At 66.2% G+C, this 19,205-nt stretch carries 15 protein-coding genes and 1 pseudogene; 15 read left to right on the top strand and 1 reads right to left on the bottom strand.

Going from position 1 to position 19,205, the window contains the following annotated elements:
- The first annotated feature begins 2 nt into the window (after positions 1-2).
- The 14 genes and pseudogenes from ACQP1G_RS15515 (at position 3) to ACQP1G_RS15580 (ending at position 16,303) form a co-directional block, all read left to right on the top strand.
- Complete coding sequence (locus tag ACQP1G_RS15515; protein ID WP_433204192.1) at positions 3-878, top strand: FAD binding domain-containing protein; 876 nt, start codon at positions 3-5, stop codon at positions 876-878.
- Positions 878-1,348, top strand: coding sequence for a (2Fe-2S)-binding protein (locus ACQP1G_RS15520; protein WP_433204194.1), 471 nt, complete (start codon positions 878-880; stop codon positions 1,346-1,348). The genes ACQP1G_RS15515 and ACQP1G_RS15520 overlap by 1 nt, the downstream gene beginning before the upstream one ends.
- Positions 1,345-2,745 carry an 8-oxoguanine deaminase gene (locus ACQP1G_RS15525; RefSeq protein WP_433204197.1) on the top strand — a complete coding sequence of 467 codons (1,401 nt, stop codon included), beginning with the start codon at positions 1,345-1,347 and terminating at the stop codon, positions 2,743-2,745. The genes ACQP1G_RS15520 and ACQP1G_RS15525 overlap by 4 nt, the downstream gene beginning before the upstream one ends.
- Positions 2,742-5,078: a xanthine dehydrogenase family protein molybdopterin-binding subunit gene (locus ACQP1G_RS15530; protein ID WP_433204200.1), complete on the top strand. Its 2,337-nt coding sequence runs from the start codon at positions 2,742-2,744 to the stop codon at positions 5,076-5,078. The genes ACQP1G_RS15525 and ACQP1G_RS15530 overlap by 4 nt, the downstream gene beginning before the upstream one ends.
- A gap of 135 nt (positions 5,079-5,213) precedes the next feature.
- Positions 5,214-6,656, top strand: a complete 1,443-nt coding sequence (locus tag ACQP1G_RS15535; protein ID WP_433204203.1) for an NCS2 family permease — start codon at positions 5,214-5,216, stop codon at positions 6,654-6,656.
- Between the two features lie 4 nt (positions 6,657-6,660).
- Complete coding sequence (locus tag ACQP1G_RS15540; RefSeq protein WP_433204206.1) at positions 6,661-7,728, top strand: XdhC family protein; 1,068 nt, start codon at positions 6,661-6,663, stop codon at positions 7,726-7,728.
- 188 nt (positions 7,729-7,916) lie between these two features.
- Positions 7,917-8,297, top strand: coding sequence for an allophanate hydrolase-related protein (locus ACQP1G_RS15545; RefSeq protein WP_433204209.1), 381 nt, complete (start codon positions 7,917-7,919; stop codon positions 8,295-8,297).
- Positions 8,294-9,097, top strand: coding sequence for a hydroxypyruvate isomerase family protein (locus ACQP1G_RS15550; RefSeq protein WP_433204212.1), 804 nt, complete (start codon positions 8,294-8,296; stop codon positions 9,095-9,097). The genes ACQP1G_RS15545 and ACQP1G_RS15550 overlap by 4 nt, the downstream gene beginning before the upstream one ends.
- Entirely contained in the window at positions 9,094-10,026 is a 933-nt protein-coding gene (locus ACQP1G_RS15555) for an NAD(P)-dependent oxidoreductase (RefSeq protein ID WP_433204215.1), read from the top strand. Before ACQP1G_RS15550 ends, ACQP1G_RS15555 begins: the two co-directional genes overlap by 4 nt.
- Before the next feature lie 2 nt (positions 10,027-10,028).
- The gene (gene gcl / locus ACQP1G_RS15560; RefSeq protein ID WP_433204218.1) at positions 10,029-11,804 is read left to right on the top strand and encodes a glyoxylate carboligase; all 1,776 of its coding nucleotides are present in this window, start codon (positions 10,029-10,031) and stop codon (positions 11,802-11,804) included.
- A 6-nt stretch (positions 11,805-11,810) separates the two neighbouring features.
- Complete coding sequence (locus tag ACQP1G_RS15565) at positions 11,811-13,037, top strand: glycerate kinase (protein ID WP_433204221.1); 1,227 nt, start codon at positions 11,811-11,813, stop codon at positions 13,035-13,037.
- 14 nt (positions 13,038-13,051) lie between these two features.
- A complete protein-coding gene (allB, locus tag ACQP1G_RS15570) occupies positions 13,052-14,431 on the top strand; it encodes an allantoinase AllB (RefSeq protein WP_433208536.1) in 1,380 nt (459 codons plus the stop codon).
- Positions 14,428-15,405: pseudogene (gene alc / locus ACQP1G_RS15575) on the top strand (allantoicase); the annotation flags it as partial. The gene allB and the pseudogene alc, both read left to right, overlap by 4 nt.
- Positions 15,406-15,700: 295 nt before the next feature.
- Positions 15,701-16,303 carry a TIGR03086 family metal-binding protein gene (locus ACQP1G_RS15580; RefSeq protein ID WP_433204224.1) on the top strand — a complete coding sequence of 201 codons (603 nt, stop codon included), beginning with the start codon at positions 15,701-15,703 and terminating at the stop codon, positions 16,301-16,303.
- Between the two features lie 33 nt (positions 16,304-16,336).
- On the opposite strand, the gene ACQP1G_RS15585 is transcribed toward ACQP1G_RS15580, so the two are convergent.
- Positions 16,337-17,503, bottom strand: a complete 1,167-nt coding sequence (locus tag ACQP1G_RS15585; RefSeq protein WP_433204227.1) for a cytochrome P450 — start codon at positions 17,501-17,503, stop codon at positions 16,337-16,339.
- A 131-nt stretch (positions 17,504-17,634) separates the two neighbouring features.
- Here ACQP1G_RS15585 and ACQP1G_RS15590 point away from each other — a divergent pair, with 131 nt between their 5' ends.
- Positions 17,635-19,170 (top strand): DHA2 family efflux MFS transporter permease subunit, encoded by a 1,536-nt coding sequence (locus ACQP1G_RS15590; RefSeq protein WP_433204230.1) that lies wholly within the window; start codon positions 17,635-17,637, stop codon positions 19,168-19,170.
- Positions 19,171-19,205: the final 35 nt, after the last annotated feature.

Consider the following 19,205-nt stretch of genomic DNA (forward strand, 5'->3'; position numbering starts at 1 on the left):
CGATGGATTTCCTACGACCCGATACCTGGGCGGAAGCACTGGAGTTGAAGGCCGCCGATCCGGCGGCCAAACCCATTCAGGGCGGCACCGATGTCATGGTCGAACTCAATTTCGATCACGGCCGCCCGGCGGCATTGCTCGACCTGAACCGCTGTCGCGACCTGTTCGACTATTCGACCGAGCCCAACGGTCGGATCCGGATCGGCGCCGGTGTCCCGTACGTGCGCATCATCAAACGGCTCGGCCATCAACTGCCCGGCCTGGCCCAGGCCTCGCGTACGGTCGGTTCGCCGCAGATCCGCAATCGCGGCACGGTCGGCGGCAATCTCGGTGGTGCGTCACCGGCCGGAGACGCCCATCCAGCGCTGCTGGCCTGTAACGCCGTAGTCGAGGTGGAGTCCGCCGCGCGTGGCACCCGACTGATCCCGATCGACGACTTCTACGTATGGGTGAAGAAGAACGCCCTGGAGCCCGACGAGCTGATCCGCGCCATCTGGATCGAGCCGGCGACGGGACCGCAGTACTTCTCCAAGGTCGGCACCCGCAATGCCATGGTGATCGCGGTCTGCGCGTTCTCGATCGCGCTACACCCCGACACACACACGGTCGGCACCGGCATCGGTTCCGCTGGCCCGACACCACTGCGTGCGACGTCGGCCGAGCAGTTCCTCGCCGAGGCGCTGAACTGGGATGACCCGGGCCCGTTGGCCTTTGAGGTGATCCGCGAATTCGGCGAACTCGCCTCGGCCGCCGCCAAGCCGATCGATGACGTCCGCGGCACCGCGGAATACCGCAAGCACGCCCTGACGGTGCTGGCCCGCCGCACCCTGTCCTGGGCATGGACGGACTACCTAGCAGAAAGAAGGAGGGCAGCCTGATGCGTGTGACCTTCGACGTCAACGGCTCGCAAGAGACCGTCGACAATGTATGGGAGGGTGAGAGCCTGCTCTATATGCTTCGCGAGCGGATGGGCCTGCCCGGCTCCAAGAACGCCTGTGAGCAAGGCGAATGCGGTTCGTGCACAGTCTATTTGGACGGCACACCGGTGTGTGCCTGTCTGGTGGCCGCGGGGCAGGTGCAGGATCGCTCGGTGCGCACGGTCGAGGGCCTGGCCAAAGGCGCGAAGCTCGATCCGATGCAGGAGGCGTTCGTCGAGGCCGGTGCGGTCCAGTGCGGTTTCTGCACACCGGGTCTCATCGTGCAGGCGCACGATCTGATCGAACGCAATCCTGATCCCTCGGATGTGGAGATCCGCGAGGCGCTCGCCGGAAATCTCTGCCGTTGTACGGGATACGAGAAGATCCTCGACGCGGTGCGACTGGCCGCGGCACGTAAGGCGGGCAAATGAGCACAGCATCGCGGAGCGATTCCAGCAGGGGTGGCGGCCGGGAGACGAGCGGGCAGCAGACTGTCATCGAGAACGCGTACATCGCGCCGGTCGTCGGCGCCGAGATCGCGTCCGGATATGTCGTCATCTCCAATGGCCGCATCGAATCCCTCGGCGCGGGTCCCGCACCGATCGTGCCGGGTGCCGAAAGGATCGACGGCAGTGGCTGTTTGGTCACCCCCGGTCTGGTCAACACCCACCACCACCTGTACCAGTGGGCGAGCCAGGGGCTGTTCCAGGATTCGACCCTGTTCGAATGGCTGACCGGCCTCTACCGCACCTGGGCGCGCATGGACGCCGACGTCGTCTACGGCGCCGCCTCCGCTGGTCTCGGTTGGCTGGCGCTGACCGGCTGTACCACCAGCAGCGACCACCACTACATCTTCCCGAAGGGCCGCGGCGATCTGTTCGAGGCCGAGGTGCGCGCGGCCAGCGAGATCGGCCTGCGCTTCCACCCGTGCCGCGGTTCGATGGACCGCGGGCAGAAGGACGGCGGCCTGCCACCGGACGAGGTGGTCGAAAGCCGCGACGAAATCCTTTCCCACACTGCCGAAGTCATCGATAAGTACCACGATCCGTCATTCGACTCGATGCTGCGGGTCGCCGTGGCACCCTGCTCGCCATTTTCGGTCAGCGAGGGCCTGATGGTCGACTCCGCCACCCTGGCGCGCGCCAAAGGCGTTCGGCTGCATACCCATCTCGCCGAGACGCTGGACGAGGAAGAGCACTGCATCGAGCAGATGGGCTGCACTCCGGTCGAATATATGGAAAAGCTCGGCTGGCTCGGTGACGATGTCTGGTTCGCCCACGCGGTGCACCTGCACGATGCCGATATCCGTCGCTTCGCCGAAACCGGCAGCGGCTCCGCACATTGTCCGAGCTCCAACGCCCGGCTCGGTGCGGGTATCGCCCGCATCAGCGATCTGGTGGCCGCCGGTGCGCCGGTCGGCCTCGGCGTCGACGGTGCGGCGTCGAGCGAATTGACCTCGATGGCCGGAGAAATGCGTCAGGCCATGCTGTTCCAGCGCGCGGTCAACGGCCCGACCGCCTTCACCGCGCGCCAGGCGCTCGAGATCGGCACCCTCGGCGGTGCCCGTAATCTCGGCCGCCACCACGAGATCGGCAGTATCGAGCCCGGCAAACTCGCCGACCTCGCCATCTGGCGGGTCGACGGCTTCCGTTCGGCTATCGAAGATCCGGTCTGCTCCTTGGTCTTCGGACCGACACCCCCGCTGGCCCGACTGCTCGTCGGCGGACGCACCGTTGTGGAGAACGACGAATTGCGCACCGTCGCACAGGATGTGGTCGGCCGGGCCGGAGTCGCGGCCCGGAAACGGCTGATGCGACAGGAGGCATGATGACTGTCCCACGGACCACCCGCTTCCCCAAAGAGGTTGCCGCGCCGGGAAAGGGCGGTATCGGCGAGAGCCTGCTGCGCCCGGACGGCACGCTGAAGGTCAAGGGCGAATTCGCCTATGCCTCCGACCTGTGGATGGACGGCATGCTCTGGGGCGCGACCCTGCGCAGCCCGCATCCGCGCGCGATCATCCGCAGTATCGATATCGTGCCCGCACTGGCCATGACCGGTGTGCACGCTGTGCTCACCCATGAGGATGTGCCCGGCCGCAAGATGTACGGCCTCGACCACACCTGGGATCAGCCGGTCCTGGCCATCGGTGAGGTGCGCCACCACGGTGAGCCCATCGCCCTGGTCGCCGCCGACCACCCCGAGATCGCCCGGCGCGCCCTCGCCGCCATCGACATCGATTGGGAGGTGCTGGAACCCATTACCGATCCGATGGCGGTGATCTCGGCTCCGAAGCGGCTCCAGGTGCAGGAGCGCGGCGGTATCGCCCGGCATCAGCCGATACGCGTCGGCGACATCACCGTGGGCCGTGCGCTGGCCACCGTGGTGGTCACCGAGGAATTCGAGGTCGGCATTCAAGACCAGGCATTCCTCGGCCCCGAATCCGGTCTGGTGATACCGGCCGAAGATGGCGGGCTCGACTTCTACGTCGCCACCCAGTGGATGCACAACGATCTGTCCCAGATCGGCCCGTGCCTCGGCCTGGCCGACGACCGGATCCGCATGACCATGGCCGGTGTCGGGGGAGCCTTCGGTGGCCGTGAGGACCTGTCCATGCAGATTCACGCGGGCATGCTTGCCATGCGCACCGGCAAGCCCATCAAGATGATGTACAACCGCGAGGAGTCGTTCTTCGGGCACGTGCACCGGCACCCGGCGAAGATGCTCTACGAATACGGTGCCAATGCCGCCGGAAAGCTCACCTATGCAAAGGTTCTCATCGTTCTCGACGGTGGCGCGTACACCTCGGCGACGTTGAATGTCACCGGTAACGCGTCCTCGCTCGCGGTAGGGCCGTACGAGATTCCGCATATCGAGATCGACGCGTACGGTGTCTACACCAATAACCCGCCGTGCGGTGCGATGCGCGGATTCGGCGCGGTGCAGGCGTGTTTCGCGCACGAGTCGATGATGGACAAGGTCGCCGAGGCGCTGGATCTCGATCCGGTGCAGGTGCGCCAGATCAATGCGGTGTCACAGGGTTCCAAGCTGGCGACCGGTCAGGTGCTGCACGCGCCGACGCCGATGGTCGAAATGCTGGGGCAGCTGCGGGATATGCCGATGCCCCCGGAGTTGGACGCCTCGGATATCCGCAATCTGCCCGGCGGCGCATCGCAGACCACGCACGGCGAGGGCGTGGTGCGTGGTGTCGGCTACGGCGTCGGCATCAAGAACATCTGCTTCTCCGAAGGCTTCGACGATTACTCGACGGCCCGGGTGCGGCTGGAAGTCATTGCGGGAGAACCGGTTGCGTTGGTACATACGGCGGCGGCGGAGGTCGGTCAGGGGCTGGTGACGGTCGAGGCGCAGATCGCGCGCACCGAGCTCGGTATCGAACGGGTCACCATTGCCCCGGCCGATAACCAGGTCGGCGACTCCGGCTCCTCGTCCGCCTCCCGGCAGACCTATATGACCGGTGGCGCGGTGAAGGCGGCGTGTGAAGCCGTGCGCCAGCGCGTACTCGGCCTTGCCCAGGCCGAATTCGGTGCCTCGTTGGGGCTGAGACTGGTTGGCGGCAAGGTGGTTTCGCGCACGGGAGAGGTACTCGCGGCAATCGTCGATGTCCTCGATGAGGGGGTTATCGAAGAGACCCGCGAGTACCACCACCGGCCGACCACCGGCATGGATCCCGTAACGGGACAGGGCAATAGCCACACCCAGTTGGCTCTCTGCGTTCACCGCGCCGTGGTGGACGTGGACACAGACCTCGGCCTGGTCAAGGTCGTCTCCCTGGACGCGGTCCAGGACGTGGGCAAGATCATGAACCGCCTGTCGCTGGAGGGCCAGATCCACGGCGGCTCCGTCCAGGGCCTCGGCCTGGCGGTCATGGAGGAAATTCAGGTCAAAGACGGTAAGGTGCGCAATCCGTCCTTCACCGACTACCTGATCCCGACGATTCTCGATACGCCGTCACAGCGGCTGGAGATTCTCGAGAATGCCGATCCGCATGCCCCCTACGGGCTGCGCGGCGCCGGAGAGCCGCCCACACTCTCCTCCACCCCCGCGATCGCCGCGGCGATCCGTGACGCGTGCCGATCACGGGGTGGAAACGTGCACATCAACCGAGTGCCGGTGCGACCGGAAGACATCATCCGGAGCAGTTGATCAACAGGGGCAGCCAGGCCCAACCAACCGTTGGACCGGACAGACCCCACAACAGCAGTACCCGAACCGCGCGGTCTGGCGCGACTTCCATAGCGACAGACCGTAGGTCGGCTACGCCCCGAGGAGGGCACGCCAATGACCCAGATACAGACCAAGCCCAGCACGCCAGAGCCGGTAGCAGGAAGGTCGGCGCTCGACCGGTTCTTCCGGCTGAGTGAACGCCGAACCACTGCTTCCCGCGAAATTCGTGGCGGTATCACCACTTTCGTCGCCATGGCCTACGTCATCCTATTGGTGCCGCTTATTCTCGGCGGCGTCGCGGATGTCAACGGTGACAAGCTGAGCATCGCTCAACTCACCACGGCCACCGCGTTTTCCGCGGGACTCAGCACCATTCTGATGGGTGTGGCCGGCAACGTGCCGCTGGCGCTCGCCGCGGGGCTCGGTGTGGTGCCGGTGGTCGCCTTCCAGGCCGCACCGCATATGACCTGGCCACAGACCATGGGTTTGGTCGTACTGATGGGCGTGATCATTGTGATCCTGGCCGCGACCGGGCTGCGGACGATGATCATCAACGCCATCCCGCTCGGTCTGAAGAACGCCATCGGCGTCGGGATCGGCATGTTCATCGCCATGATCGGCTTGGTCTCGGCCGGGGTGGTCGGACACGGCGCACAGACCGGTCCGCCGGTCACCCTCGGGGCCGGTGGTCACCTATCCGGTTGGCCCGTAGTGATTTTCGCGGTCGGCCTGCTGGTGATGCTGGGGTTGTTCATCCGCAAGGTGCCCGGTGCGATTCTGATCAGCATCGCCATCTCGACGGTGCTCGCCATTATGGTCAACGCACTGGCCGAGATCGACCCACAGACGTGGGGTCCGGTGGTGCCGGAGAAGCCGAAGGGCTTCTTCGCCGCCCCCGATTTCGGGCTTGCGCTGCATATCGATCTCTTCGGCGGATTCGCCGAGGCGGGCGGGCTGGTCGCGGGGGTCGTGCTGTTCACCCTGGTGCTGACCGGGTTCTTCGACGCCATGGGAACGGTTTTCGGCGTATGTGACGAAGCCGGTCTGCTCGACGAGAAGGGCACCATGCCGGGCATCGGCAAGGTCCTCACCATCGACGGTATCGCGCAGATCATCGGCGGTGTCAGCGGCGGCGCGGGAAATACCGTGTACGTCGAGTCCGCGACGGGTGTCGGTGAGGGCGCCCGTACCGGCCTGACCAGTCTGGTGACCGGTGGATTGTTCTGCCTCGCAGTATTTTTCACCCCGCTCGCCGCCGTGGTGCCGATCCAGGCCGCCGCTCCGGCGCTGGTGATCGTCGGTGCGCTGATGATGACCCAGGCCCGCAAGATCGACTGGAACGATCTGGAGGTGGCGGTGCCCGCCTTCTTGACGATCGTGCTGATGCCGTTCACCTACTCGATCACCAACGGTGTCGGCGCTGGCCTCATCGCGTACGTGGTGATCAAGGCGTCGCGCGGCAAATTCCGTGAAATCCATTGGCTGATCGGGGTGGTGAGCCTCGTCTTCGCCGGTTACTTCGGCATCTCGGCCATCGAACTACTCTTGGGCGGATAGCACCATGCGCGACCTCACGGCAGATCTTCGGAAATGGCATGCGGCGGACAAGGATTACGCCGTCGCCACGGTCATCGGCGTCACCGGCAGTGCCCCGCGGCCGCCCGGTGCGGCGCTGGCGGTCGACGCCGACGGCATTGTCATCGGAAGCATCTCCGGTGGCTGTGTCGAAGGCGCAGTGTACGAACTCTGCCGTGCGGTCCTGCGCACCGGTCAGCCGGTGCGCGAAACCTTCGGCTACAGCGATGATGACGCCTTCGCGGTCGGACTGACCTGCGGCGGCGAACTCGAGATCTTCGTCCAGCCGATCACCGCGGTCGAGCGGGTCGTCATCGAGGCGATCCTGCGCACCGACGAGGCGGTCGCGCTGGTGCGGGACCTGAAAACCGGTGCGGCCATGGCGATCGGCTCCTGGTGGACCGTTGGCGCCGCCTTCGACGAGGTGGTCGTGGCCGAGGCCAGGGCAATGCTCGATACCGGTTCCACCGGTGTGCGCGAGATCGGCTGTGGTGCAGGCGAAGTCACGGTCTTTGTGGAATCCTTCGTACCGCCGCCCCGCATGATCGTATTCGGCGCGATAGATTTCGCGGCCGCCGTCACCCGGATCGGCCGCTTCCTCGGGTATCACGTCACGGTTTGCGATGCTCGCCCGGTATTCGCCACCCGTGCCCGCTTTCCGGACGCCGACGAGATCGTCGTGCAGTGGCCGGACCGTTATCTCGCACGCACACAGGTCGATTCGCGCACCGTGCTGTGCGTGCTGACCCATGACGCCAAGTTCGACATTCCGCTGCTCGAAGTGGCGCTGCGGCTGCCGGTGGCCTATGTGGGCGCGATGGGTTCCCGTCGCACCCACGAGGACCGCATGGCCGGGCTGCGCGCCGTCGGTATGACGGAATCCGAACTGGCCGAACTGCATTCACCGATCGGTCTGGATCTGGGCGCACGGACGGCGGAGGAGACGGCGGTGTCCATCGCCGCCGAGATCGTCGCAGTCCGCCGTGGCGGCTCGGCCCAACCGCTCACCGCCACCGGCGGGCCGATCCACCGGGACCTGCTCCCGGTCTGGTGAGCCGCGCACCCCGCCGCACATCCGTACACCCGGTATGCGGGGTGCGCGGTTTCGGCATCGAGTCTGCGGCTGGAGCATCCTACGAAATCGACTTCGGGATGTTCGATCGACTTCGTGCTGATCACCGCTATTCCGACAGTGCGGTCGGCCCACATAATTGACGAAATTGCGAACAAAGGAATCACTGAATGCCGTTGATATTTCTGAATGGTTCCGCCATGCGTGGCGGACCGCTCAATCATCTGCTGGACGGTGCGCCTTTCGCGGGGGAAGCGAAAACCGCACCGCGTTATCGATTCTATTCGGTCGGCAACCGATTCCCGGGTCTCGATCCCGCCGCAGACGGTGGCGACTCGATCTGCGGCGAACTCTTCGACGTGCCGATGGAGGTGCTGCGGCAGCGGCTGCTACCAGCCGAACCGCCCGAACTCGAACTCGGCGCGATCGAGCTCGACGACGGCCGCTCGGTGTTGTCGATGCTGCTGCGCCGCCCGCCGACCTCATATCCGGAGCTGATCGACATCACCGCCATCGGCAGCTGGCAGAAATACCGTGAAGGAGCTGAATGAGTAATCAGGCCGGAGGCGTCGCCTTCCCGAAATTCGACGTCAATTGTTCGATTCTGTTCACCGATCTCCCGCTGCTCGAACGACCTGCCGCGGCAAAGGAAGCCGGATTCGACGCGGTCGAATTCTGGTGGCCGTTCGGGGAAAATCCGACGCCGGGCGACAAGGAGATCGACGCGTTCATTGGCGTGATCCGCGATGCCGGTGTGGAGTTGGTGGGGCTGAACTTCATCGATATGATTCCGGCCGGCGGTCGCGGCCTCGTTTCGATTCCGAGCGAGGTCACCCGGTTCCGCGACAATATCGATGTTGCCGTCGGTATCGCCGAGGAGACCGGCTGCCGTGCGCTGAACGCCCTGTACGGCAACCGTGTCGAAGGCGTGAGCCCGCAGCAGCAGGACGAGCTCGCACTGGAGAACCTGCGCCTTGCCGCGCACGCGGCGGGTGCCATCGGTGCGACCGTACTGCTCGAGGCGCTGAATTCCTTCGAGTCGCCGAACTATCCGATCGTGAGCGCCGCACACGCCGTGCAGATTATCGAGCAGACCGGGGAACCCAATGTGCGGTTCCTCTGCGACTTCTACCACCTGGCGCGGATGGATGAGGCGCTGCACTCGGTAATCCGCACCCACGCACCGCATATCGGCCACGTCCAGATCGCCGACGACCCCGGCCGCGGTCGTCCCGGCACCGGCGAACTCGACTTCGCCGGGCTGTTCGGAACCCTCTCGGAGAGCGGTTACGACGGCTGGATCGGCCTCGAATACAAAGACCCCGAGCTGAATTGGAAGTGGATGAAATGACTGCAGCATCGCGTAGCGATTCCGTAAGGGGTGGCGGCCCGGCGACGGGTGGGCGCAGGATCGGTTTTATCGGCCTGGGGATCATGGGCAGCCCGATGGCGGGCCATTTGGTCGCGGCCGGGCACGAGGTGACCGGCTACGACATCGGCCCGACCGGTCTGGAGAAGCTGAAGGCGGCCGGCGGTTCGACCGCCTCCGGTGTCGCGGAAGCGGTGCGGGACAAGGACATCGTCATTACGATGCTGCCCCAGGACGAACACGTCGAGGCGGTGTTCGCCGAGGTCCTGGTGCACGCCGCCCCCGGCACGCTGTACATCGACTTCTCCACCATTACGCCGAAGACCGCGCGCTGGACCGCCGAGGAGGGTGCCGCGAAGAGTCTGCGCGTGCTCGACGCACCCGTCTCCGGTGGTGAGCCGGGCGCGATCAATGCCGCGCTGTCGATCATGGTCGGCGGTGCCGCGGCGGACTTCGCCACGGCCACCCCGATTTTCGAGGCGGTCGGCAAGACTTTCGCACTGGTCGGCCCGAACGGCGCCGGTCAGGTGGTCAAGGCCGCCAACCAGCTCGTCGTCGGCGGCACCTACGCGCTGGTGGCCGAGGCAATCCTGCTGATGGAGAATCTCGGCGCGGATGCCGCGAAGGGTCTGGACGTGCTGGCCGGCGGGCTCGCGGGCAGTAAGATCCTGGAACTCAAGCGCGCGTCGATGCTGAGGCGGGAATTCGAGCCCGGCTTCCGTATCGACCTGCACCACAAGGATATGGGCATCATCCTGCAGGCCGCCCGCGACGCCGAGGTATCGATCCCGATGGGCGCGCTGACCGCGCAGCTGATCGCCGCCGCCCGCGCGATGGGGCACGGCTCGCTGGACCACTCCGGTCTGCTGAAGGTCACCGAGGCGCTGTCCGGGCGGGGCGGGGAGAACTGACCATGGCACGTATGCGCACCGTGGACGCCGCGGTTCTGATTCTCGAAAAGGAAGGCGCGACACAGGCATTCGGATTGCCGGGTGCCGCGATCAACCCCTTCTACAGCGCGATGCGCGCGCACGGCGGCATCGGGCATGTGCTGGCCCGCCACGTCGAAGCGGCCTCGCATATGGCAGAGGGCTACACCCGTGCCACCCCCGGCAATATCGGCGTGTGCATCGGCACCTCGGGTCCGGCGGGTACCGATATGATCACCGGCCTGTATTCGGCCAGTGCAGATTCCATTCCGATCCTGTGCATCACCGGTCAGGCGCCGGTGGCCAAGCTGCACAAGGAGGACTTCCAGGCCGTCGATATCGCCTCGATCGCCGCGCCGGTCAGCAAATGGGCCGTCACGGTGCTCGAGCCCGCGCAGGTGCCGGGCACCTTCCAGAAGGCCTTCCGGTTGATGCGTGAAGGCCGTCCCGGTCCGGTGCTGATCGACCTGCCGATCGATGTGCAGCTCGCCGAAATCGAGTTCGACATCGAGACCTACGAGCCGCTGCAGGTGCACCGTCCGGCCGCAACGCGGGCACAAGCGGTCAAGGCGATCGAGATGTTGAATGCGGCACAGCGCCCGCTCATCGTCGCGGGCGGTGGCATCGTGAATGCCGATGCCGCGGCGCTGCTGGTCGAATTCGCCGAACTGACCGGCGTTCCGGTGGTGCCGACCCTGATGGGCTGGGGCACGATTCCCGATGACCACGCACTGCACGCCGGCATGGTCGGTCTGCAGACCTCGCACCGGTACGGCAATGCCACCCTGCTCGAATCCGATTTCGTGCTCGGCATCGGAAACCGTTGGGCCAACCGGCATACCGGCGGTGTGGACACCTACACCAAGGACCGCACCTTCGTGCACGTCGATATCGAGCCGACGCAGATCGGGCGGGTCTTCGCACCGGATTTCGGCATCACCTCCGATGCGGGCGCCGCGCTGCGGATCTTCGTCGAGGTCGCGCGGGAACTCGCCGCGTCCGGGCAACTGCCCGATCGCCGTACCTGGGCCGAGCAGTGCCGCAACCGGAAACAGGTGGGGCTGCGCAAGACGCACTTCGACGATATGCCGATCAAACCGCAGCGGGTGTACGAGGAGATGAACAAGGCGTTCGGGCCCGACGTGCGCTACGTGAGCACCATCGGCCTGTCGCAGATCCAGGCGGCGCAGCTGCTGCACGTCTACCGGCCGCGGCACTGGATCAACGCGGGTCAGGCCGGGCCGCTCGGCTGGACCGTGCCCGCGGCCATCGGTGTGGCGACCGCCGATCCCGAATCCACCGTGGTGGCGCTGTCGGGTGACTACGACTTCCAGTTCCTGATCGAGGAATTGGCGGTCGGCGCGCAGTTCAACATCCCGTACATCCATGTCGTGGTGAACAACTCGTACCTGGGCCTGATCCGTCAGGCGCAGCGCGCCTTCGAGATGGACTACTACGTGCAGCTGGCCTTCGACAACATCAACAGCCCGGAGCTGGCCGGCTACGGCGTCGATCATGTCAAGGTCGCGGAAGGCCTGGGCTGTAAGGCGATTCGGGTGTTCGATCCGGCGTGGATCGGCGCGGCACTGGACGAGGCGAAGAAGCTGGTCGCCGAATTCCGGGTGCCGGTGGTCGTCGAGGTGATCCTGGAGCGCGTCACGAATGTGTCGATGGGACTCGAGATCGACAATATCGTCGAGTTCGAGGAGTTGGCGCAGTCCGCGGCCGACGTCCCGACCGCGACCGCACGGCTGGACTGAGCACCCATGACTCGCGTCCTGATCGCGTCCGACAAGTTCAAGGGGTCCTTGACCGCCGCACAGGTCGGTGCCGCTGTCCGCGCCGGTATCCACCGCATCCGGCCCACTGCCGAAGTGTCGGTGGTGCCGATCGCGGACGGCGGGGACGGCACCGTCGCCGCCGCCTCGGCCGCTGGGTTCGAGGCGGTGCTGGTGACCGCGCCCGGACCCACCGGCGAATCGGTGTGCACGGCGTACGCCCGCCGCGACGATATCGCCGTGGTGGAGTTGGCGGATGTATCCGGACTCGTGCGACTGCCGGGCGGCGAGTTCGCGCCGATGACGGCCACCAGCCGGGGCGCGGGCGAGGTCATCGCCGCGGCGATCGATGCCGGATGCCGCCGGGTGGTGCTCGGCATCGGCGGAAGTGCGGGCACCGATGGCGGCGCCGGACTGCTGCGGGCGCTCGGTGCCCGGCTGCTCGATACCGACGGGGCCGAAATCGGCGACGGTGGTGCGGAATTGGCCCGGATCGACACGATCGACCTTGCCGCGGTGCGGGAACGGCTGGCGGGGGTCGAGATCACCGTTGCCTGCGATGTCGACAATCCGCTCACCGGCCCGCGCGGTGCGGCCGCCGTCTACGGTCCCCAGAAGGGTGCCGACGGCGATCAAGTGGCGGCGCTCGATGCGGGGCTGGCCCACTGGGCCGACTGTATCGCGGCGGCAATCGGTGTCGACCTGCGCGAGAGTGCCGGTGCCGGTGCCGCGGGCGGGGTAGGGTTCGCCGCAGTCGCGGTGCTCGGCGCACGGCTGCGTCTCGGCATCGAATTGGTGCTGGAACTGGTCGATTTCGTCGAACGGGTCGCGGGTGTGGATCTGGTCGTGACCGGGGAGGGCATGCTCGACGAACAGACCCTGTACGGCAAAGCGCCCGCGGGTGTCGCCGCCGCCGCCGGGATCTCGGATGTGCCGGTCGTTGCCGTCTGCGGCCGGAATACGCTGTCCGCCGAACGCTTGCGCGACGCGGGCTTTGTCGCCGCCTACGCCCTGGCCGAGATCGAACCCGATATCGCGCGCTGTTTCGCCGAGGGAGAGCTGTTGCTCGAGCGGTTGGGTGCGCGGATCGCCGTCGAACACCTCCCGCAAGAGCCCACCGAGCCGCTGGAGCGGGCGGTCGCCGACTCCAGCGAGGAGATCGTCGCGGCCGTATCCCGAAACGGTACGTGGACATTCGACGGGAAAATCCGATGAACGCCGGTCGCTCGATGCGGAAAACCTCGGAGATTCGAACGATTTCACCGGTCCCCGCACATCTGGACCTGGTGATCCGTGCGGAGCGGATCATCGGGACGGCGGGGGAGACCAGCGGCTCGATCGGCGTGCGCGACGGCCGGATCGTGGCGATCGAGCCATTGGATTGCGCTGTGGCTGCCAAGTCGGTTGTCGAACTGGCCGCGGACGAGGTGCTGCTGCCCGGTGTCGTCGATGCGCATGTGCACGTCAACGATCCCGGCCGCACCGAATGGGAGGGCTTCCCGAGCGCGACCAAGGCGGCCGCCGCTGGCGGTGTCACCACCATTATCGATATGCCGCTCAACAGCATTCCGCCGACCTGCGATCTCGCGGCGCTCGAGGTGAAGCGCAAGACCGCGCAGGATCGGGTGTACGTCGATGTCGGATTCTGGGGCGGCGCGATTCCGGGGAATGTGGCAGAACTGCGGCCGCTGCACGACGCCGGTGTCTTCGGCTTCAAATGCTTCCTGTTGCACTCCGGCGTCGACGAATTCCCGGCACTGGACGCCGTCGAACTGGAGCTGGCAATGCGCGAGATCCGTCTATTCGACGGACTGCTCATCGTGCATGCCGAGGACGCACACGCGATCGAGCACGCACCGATTCCGCAGGGGGACAAGTACTCCGGATTCCTGCGTTCGCGCCCGCGCGGTGCGGAGAACCTGGCCGTCGCTCAGGTGATCGAGTTGGCCCGCTGGACCGGCTGCCGCGTGCATATTCTGCACGTATCGAGTTCGGATGTGCTGCCGATGATCGCCTCGGCCCGCCGCGACGGCGTCCGGATCACCGCCGAGACCTGTCCGCACTACCTGTCCTTCGCCGCGGAGGAAATCCCGGATGGAGCAACGCAGTTCAAATGTTGTCCACCGATCCGCGAGAGCGGCAACCGCGAACTGCTCTGGGAAGGGTTGCGCGAGGGCATCATCGACATGGTGGTCTCGGACCACTCGCCATCGACCGCCGACCTGAAATGCTTCGATACCGGTGACTTCGCCCGCGCGTGGGGCGGGATCTCGTCACTGCAACTGGGCCTTTCGGCCGTCTGGACCGAGGCGCGACTGCGCGGGTTCACCCTGGTCGATCTCGCCCGATGGATGAGCCGAGCACCCGCCGAATACGCCGGTTTGCGCCGCAAGGGTGCGATCGAAGTCGGCTACGACGCGGATTTCTGCGTCTTCGCCCCCGATGACGCCTTCGTCGTCGACGTACACCGCCTGCATCACAAGAACGCCGTGACACCGTACGCGGCCCGCCCGCTGGCGGGTGCGGTGCGCGGTACCTGGTTGCGCGGCAACCGAATTGATATCGACAACGAGCCGCAGGGGCGGCTCCTGGCCCGAGGAGAAGTATGACCGATCCGACTGCCCCCGCGTTCACCCGATTGCCCGATCTCGCCTCCCGCGCGCTCGCGGGCAGCGTCGTCTACGCCAATGACGAATTGTTCGCCGAGCGGGAGAACCTGATCCGGCCCGGCCGCGCGGTATTCAGCACCGAAGACTTCGGCCACAAAGGCAAGACCTACGACGGCTGGGAAACCCGTCGTCGCCGCGAGACCGGCAACGACTATGCGGTGATCCGCCTCGGCGTGCCCGGCCGGGTGCACGGTGTCGTCATCGATACCGCCTGGTTCATCGGCAACTACCCGCCCTTCGCCTCGGTCGAGGCGACGAGTGTCGAGGGTCAGCCGTCGGCGGCCGAACTGCGGGAGGCCGACTGGGTGACGTTGGTCGCGAAGTCGGATATCGAGGGCAATACCGATAACTTCTTCGAGGTGACCGACGAGCGTCGCTTCACCCACCTCCGGCTCTCCATCTACCCGGACGGCGGCGTCGCCCGCTTCCGTGTACACGGAACTCCGCTGCCGGATCCCCGTTTCCTCAGTGGCACAGTCGATCTCGCCGCCTTGGAGCACGGCGGTGATGTCGTCGACTGCTCGAATATGTTCTTCTCCGCGCCGACCAATATCCTGCTGCCCGGCCGGTCGCGGCAGATGGACGAGGGCTGGGAGGGCGCGCGCCGCCGCGACTACGGCAACGATCACGTCACCGTGCGGCTCGGCGCGCGCGGGGCGGTTCGGCGCGTAGAGATCGACACCTCGAATTACGTCGGCAATGCACCGGGTTGGGCGGTGCTGCGCGGTGCCGACGCCGCATCCGGCGCGGACCTCGATGATCCGTCGACGTGGACCGAATTGCTGCCGCGGACTCGGCTGCAGCCGGATGCGCGTCACTTCTTCCGGATCGGAGCCGGCGCGCCGGTCACCCATGTCCGTCTCGACGTATATCCGGACGGTGGTGTGGCCCGGCTGCGGGTGCACGGCGAAATCGACCCGGAGACCCTGGTCGCCGACACCGTCGCCTGGCTCGGCGCCCTGCCCGAACCGCACGCGCTGCAGGTACTCACCACCGATGGTGGGCTGTCCCGTGACGAAGCACGGAAGCTGCTCGCGGAGCGCCCCTTTGTGAGCCCCGACGCAGTGCCGTCGGCCGTGATCGACACGCTCCTGGCGTGGTAGTCGCGAGCCGTAACCACCCCGCGCCGGCTCGCAGAGCCGCAGCTCGAAGAAGTGAGTTGCGTATTCCGTCGCCCAGGTCGTGGTCGCGGGTGCAGAATCGACAGCTGTGAATGCCGTTGATCCCACCGTGACGCTGGTCGACCGTGCGCTGACCCAGATGGGCGAGGTTATCGCGGGGATTCGGCCGGAGCAGGCGGGGTTGCCGACGCCCTGTGGCGGCTGGGATGTGCATGCGCTCGTGCGGCATGTCATCGGGCAGAGCCTGCGGAACTTCCTGGTATCGGCGCGCGGGGAGATGGCCGATTGGGCGGCTGCGCCCGAGGAACTCGGTCCGGACTGGGCGGCGCAATATCGCGCCGCGGCGACGCCGGTGCTGCAGACGTGGCGGTCCGCCGACCTGGATCGCACGGTTCCCGGACCCGGCGGTGCGCAAGCCCCGCTGCGCGGTCGAGCCGACCAGCAGATTGCCGAATTGGCCATGCACGCTTGGGATCTCGCGCGGGCGACCGGGCAGGACCTGGAATTGGATCCGGAAGTCGCCGAACACGGGATCGCCTGGTCCCGCAACATGCTGCGACCCGAATTCCGTGGCCCGGATAAGGCATTCGCTGTCGAAGTCCCCGTTGCCGCGGACGCGCCCGCCTACGAGCGCCTCGCCGGTTGGTTCGGCCGCGACCCCGCGTGGAAGTCGCCCGGCGACTCGGCCTGATGTTGATCGGTCAACCACAGTTGCTCGACGCGCTCATAGCACGACAGGCAGCCTCACCGGACCACGGTGACGGAATCCGGAGCGCCACTGGATATTTCGCGGATCACCGGCGAGGGTCGGAGTACGGCAGTCGAGAAAGAGCCGGTCCAGCACTGCCGCGGTGATGGTTCGAACCAAGGCGGTGCCGAGGCATGCGTGGCCGCCGTGACCGAGTCCGAGATGCGGGTTGGTCGGCCGCGTCAGATCGAGTTCGGTCGGGTCGTCGAAGATCTCGGGGTCATGATTGGCCGAGGCTAGGCACAACAGCACGGTTTGACCGGAACGGATGGTGTGACCCGCGATATCGAGTTCGGTGGTCGCGAATCTGGGCCCCGAAACCACCTGTGGTGACTGGTAGCGCAGCAACTCGTCCACCGCCGTCCGGGTTTCGGGCATGCCGCGCAGCACGGCCAACTGGTCCGGATGAGTGAGCAGGGCGAGCGCTGACCCGCCGACGAGGTCGACGACCACTTCGTACCAGACGAAGAGCAGATAGAAGATCACCCCGGCCAGCTCTTCCGCACTGGGCGAACCGTTTTCGCGGCTCGAGCTCACCAGCCGGCCGAGCACGGTGTCGCCGTGCGCCCGCTCCATGGTTGCAAGGACGATGGCGCGCATGGTGGTGAGCGTGTCGCGAGCGCGCGGGGGAGTGGCGCTCGGCGCCAAAGTCGAGGTCGCCCAGCGCAATAGCGCCTCGCGTTCGGGTGCGGCCAGCCCCAGCAGTTCGCCGAGCACAGCCGCGGGCAGAGGCACAGCGAATCGTTCGATGAGGTCGATCTCCGCGCCGGCTTCCACATCCGACAGACAAGCCTCGACCAATTCCGGTGCCGTGCGCGCCCATTCAGCGAGCCGCCGCGGCGACAACTCCGCGGTGACGGCCCGCCGCAGCCGGGCGTGATCATCCGGTTCGCTTTCCAGGAACCCATGGTCCAACGGTGGCGGCACCACGAATCCGCGATAGTCCGTCTCCCCGGCATAGCGCGGTCGGGTGGAGAGTCGATTGTCGAGCAGCCCGGCCCGAACATCGGCGAAGCGAGTAACCAACCAGGCCGGCGGTCCGTCCGGTGTTCGCGCCCGGTGCACCCCACCGTCGTCGCGCAATCGCCGCAGCATCGGCCATGGATCCGCGGCGAACCCGGCATCGAAGATCTCCAAAGTCACGCCGCCATCATCCGGGTTGTTCCCAACACTGGCCATATGCCTTTACGCCACGAGACGCCGGCAAACCAGATGTGTGGCGAAGGTCGCAGAATTTGCTGGTCATTTGGCCGACGAGATGCAAGGCTTAAGCGGTGACACATCCTCCGGATACTGCGTCGGTGGGGGCGGATCCCGCGACCGACAAACTCGACATCGCGGTCTTCAAGGTGGCAGGGGTGGTCGTGCTCGGCGCGATCATGTCCATCCTCGATATCACCGTGGTGACCGTCGCGATCCCGAAGTTCCAGAACGAATTCCACACCACCACCGCGATCGCGGCCTGGTCGATGACCGGCTACACACTGGCGCTGGCCAGCGTCATCCCGCTCACCGGATGGGCGGCGGATCGATTCGGCACCAAACGGCTGTACATGCTCGCGCTGACGCTGTTCGTGCTCGGTTCGGTGCTGTGCAGCCAGGCCTGGAGTATGGAATCGCTGATCGGGTTCCGTGTGGTCCAGGGCCTCGGCGGCGGCATGCTGATGCCACTGGGCATGACGATCATGACCCATGCGGCGGGTCCACAGCGGATCGGCCGGGTGATGGCGGTGCTCGGGGTGCCGATGTTGCTCGGCCCGATCTGCGGCCCGATCCTGGGCGGCTGGCTGATCGACAGCCACGGCTGGAAGTGGATCTTCCTGATCAACGTTCCGGTCGGCATCGTCGCACTGATCCTGGCCTTCGTCGTATTCCCCGCGGATAAGCCGGAACCGTCGGAATCCTTCGACTTCCTCGGCATGCTGCTGGCCTCGCCCGGTTTGGCGCTGTTCCTGTTCGGTGTCTCCTCGATTCCGGGTGAGGGTACGGTCGTCGCGGCGAAGGTGCTCATACCCGCCGCCATCGGCCTGGTGCTCATGGTGCTGTTCGTCTTGCATGCGCTGCGCATCGAACATCCGCTGATCGACCTGCATCTGTTCCGCAACCGGTCGCTGACCTTCGCGGTGCTCACCATGGTGCTGTTCGCGACCGCGTTCTTCGGTGCCGGTTTGCTGCTGCCGACCTACCTGCAGCAGGTGCGCGGTGAGACGGCCATGACGGCCGGACTGCTGTTGGCGCCGCAGGGCCTCGGCGCGATGTTGACGATGCCGATCGCGGGCCGACTGGTCGACAAGATCGGCCCCGGCAAGATCGTCATGACCGGTATCTCGCTGCTCTCGCTGGGCACGGTGTTCTTCGTGCAATTGAAGGCTGATACGCCGTATCCGTACATGCTGAGCGCATTGTTCGTGATGGGGCTCGGCATGGGCTGCACCATGATGCCGATCATGACCGCGGCGATCCAGACGCTGACCCACCAGCAGGTCGCGCGCGGTTCGACGTTGATGAACATCATCAACCAGTCCGCCGGATCGATCGGCACCGCGACGATGTCGGTGGTGCTCAGCAGCCTGCTGAACCGTCAGGCGTTCGCCAAGCCCGCGATCGCCTCGAATTACGATCCGTCGATCGCGGCCCAGCTGCCGCCGGGTGCGGTCGATACGGGATTGAGTCAGGCCGCGACGGCCTTCAGCCACACCTACATCGTGGCGCTGGTACTCATCGTGCTGACCTTGATTCCCGCGTCGTTCCTGCCGCGCACCAAGGCGAAGGCGGATGCGGTAGCGGACGCACCGGCACTGGTCCATTAGCCGCGGGTTCCGAGTTCGCCTGTGCACCAGGCGAA

It is taken from the genome of Nocardia sp. CA-107356 (assembly GCF_050946365.1).
GTDB lineage: Bacteria > Actinomycetota > Actinomycetes > Mycobacteriales > Mycobacteriaceae > Nocardia.

Excerpts from the sequence above, each read along its gene's own strand:
- ACQP1G_RS15515 (WP_433204192.1), top strand. The coding sequence starts at position 3 with ATGGATTTCCTACGACCCGATACCTGGGCGGAAGCACTGGAGTTGAAG.
- ACQP1G_RS15555 (WP_433204215.1), top strand. The coding sequence starts at position 9,094 with ATGACTGCAGCATCGCGTAGCGATTCCGTAAGGGGTGGCGGCCCGGCG.
- ACQP1G_RS15525 (WP_433204197.1), top strand. The coding sequence starts at position 1,345 with ATGAGCACAGCATCGCGGAGCGATTCCAGCAGGGGTGGCGGCCGGGAG.
- ACQP1G_RS15520 (WP_433204194.1), top strand. The coding sequence starts at position 878 with ATGCGTGTGACCTTCGACGTCAACGGCTCGCAAGAGACCGTCGACAAT.
- ACQP1G_RS15550 (WP_433204212.1), top strand. The coding sequence starts at position 8,294 with ATGAGTAATCAGGCCGGAGGCGTCGCCTTCCCGAAATTCGACGTCAAT.
- ACQP1G_RS15540 (WP_433204206.1), top strand. The coding sequence starts at position 6,661 with ATGCGCGACCTCACGGCAGATCTTCGGAAATGGCATGCGGCGGACAAG.
- allB (WP_433208536.1), top strand. The coding sequence starts at position 13,052 with ATGCGGAAAACCTCGGAGATTCGAACGATTTCACCGGTCCCCGCACAT.
- ACQP1G_RS15530 (WP_433204200.1), top strand. The coding sequence starts at position 2,742 with ATGATGACTGTCCCACGGACCACCCGCTTCCCCAAAGAGGTTGCCGCG.
- ACQP1G_RS15545 (WP_433204209.1), top strand. The coding sequence starts at position 7,917 with ATGCCGTTGATATTTCTGAATGGTTCCGCCATGCGTGGCGGACCGCTC.
- ACQP1G_RS15535 (WP_433204203.1), top strand. The coding sequence starts at position 5,214 with ATGACCCAGATACAGACCAAGCCCAGCACGCCAGAGCCGGTAGCAGGA.
- ACQP1G_RS15565 (WP_433204221.1), top strand. The coding sequence starts at position 11,811 with ATGACTCGCGTCCTGATCGCGTCCGACAAGTTCAAGGGGTCCTTGACC.
- gcl (WP_433204218.1), top strand. The coding sequence starts at position 10,029 with ATGGCACGTATGCGCACCGTGGACGCCGCGGTTCTGATTCTCGAAAAG.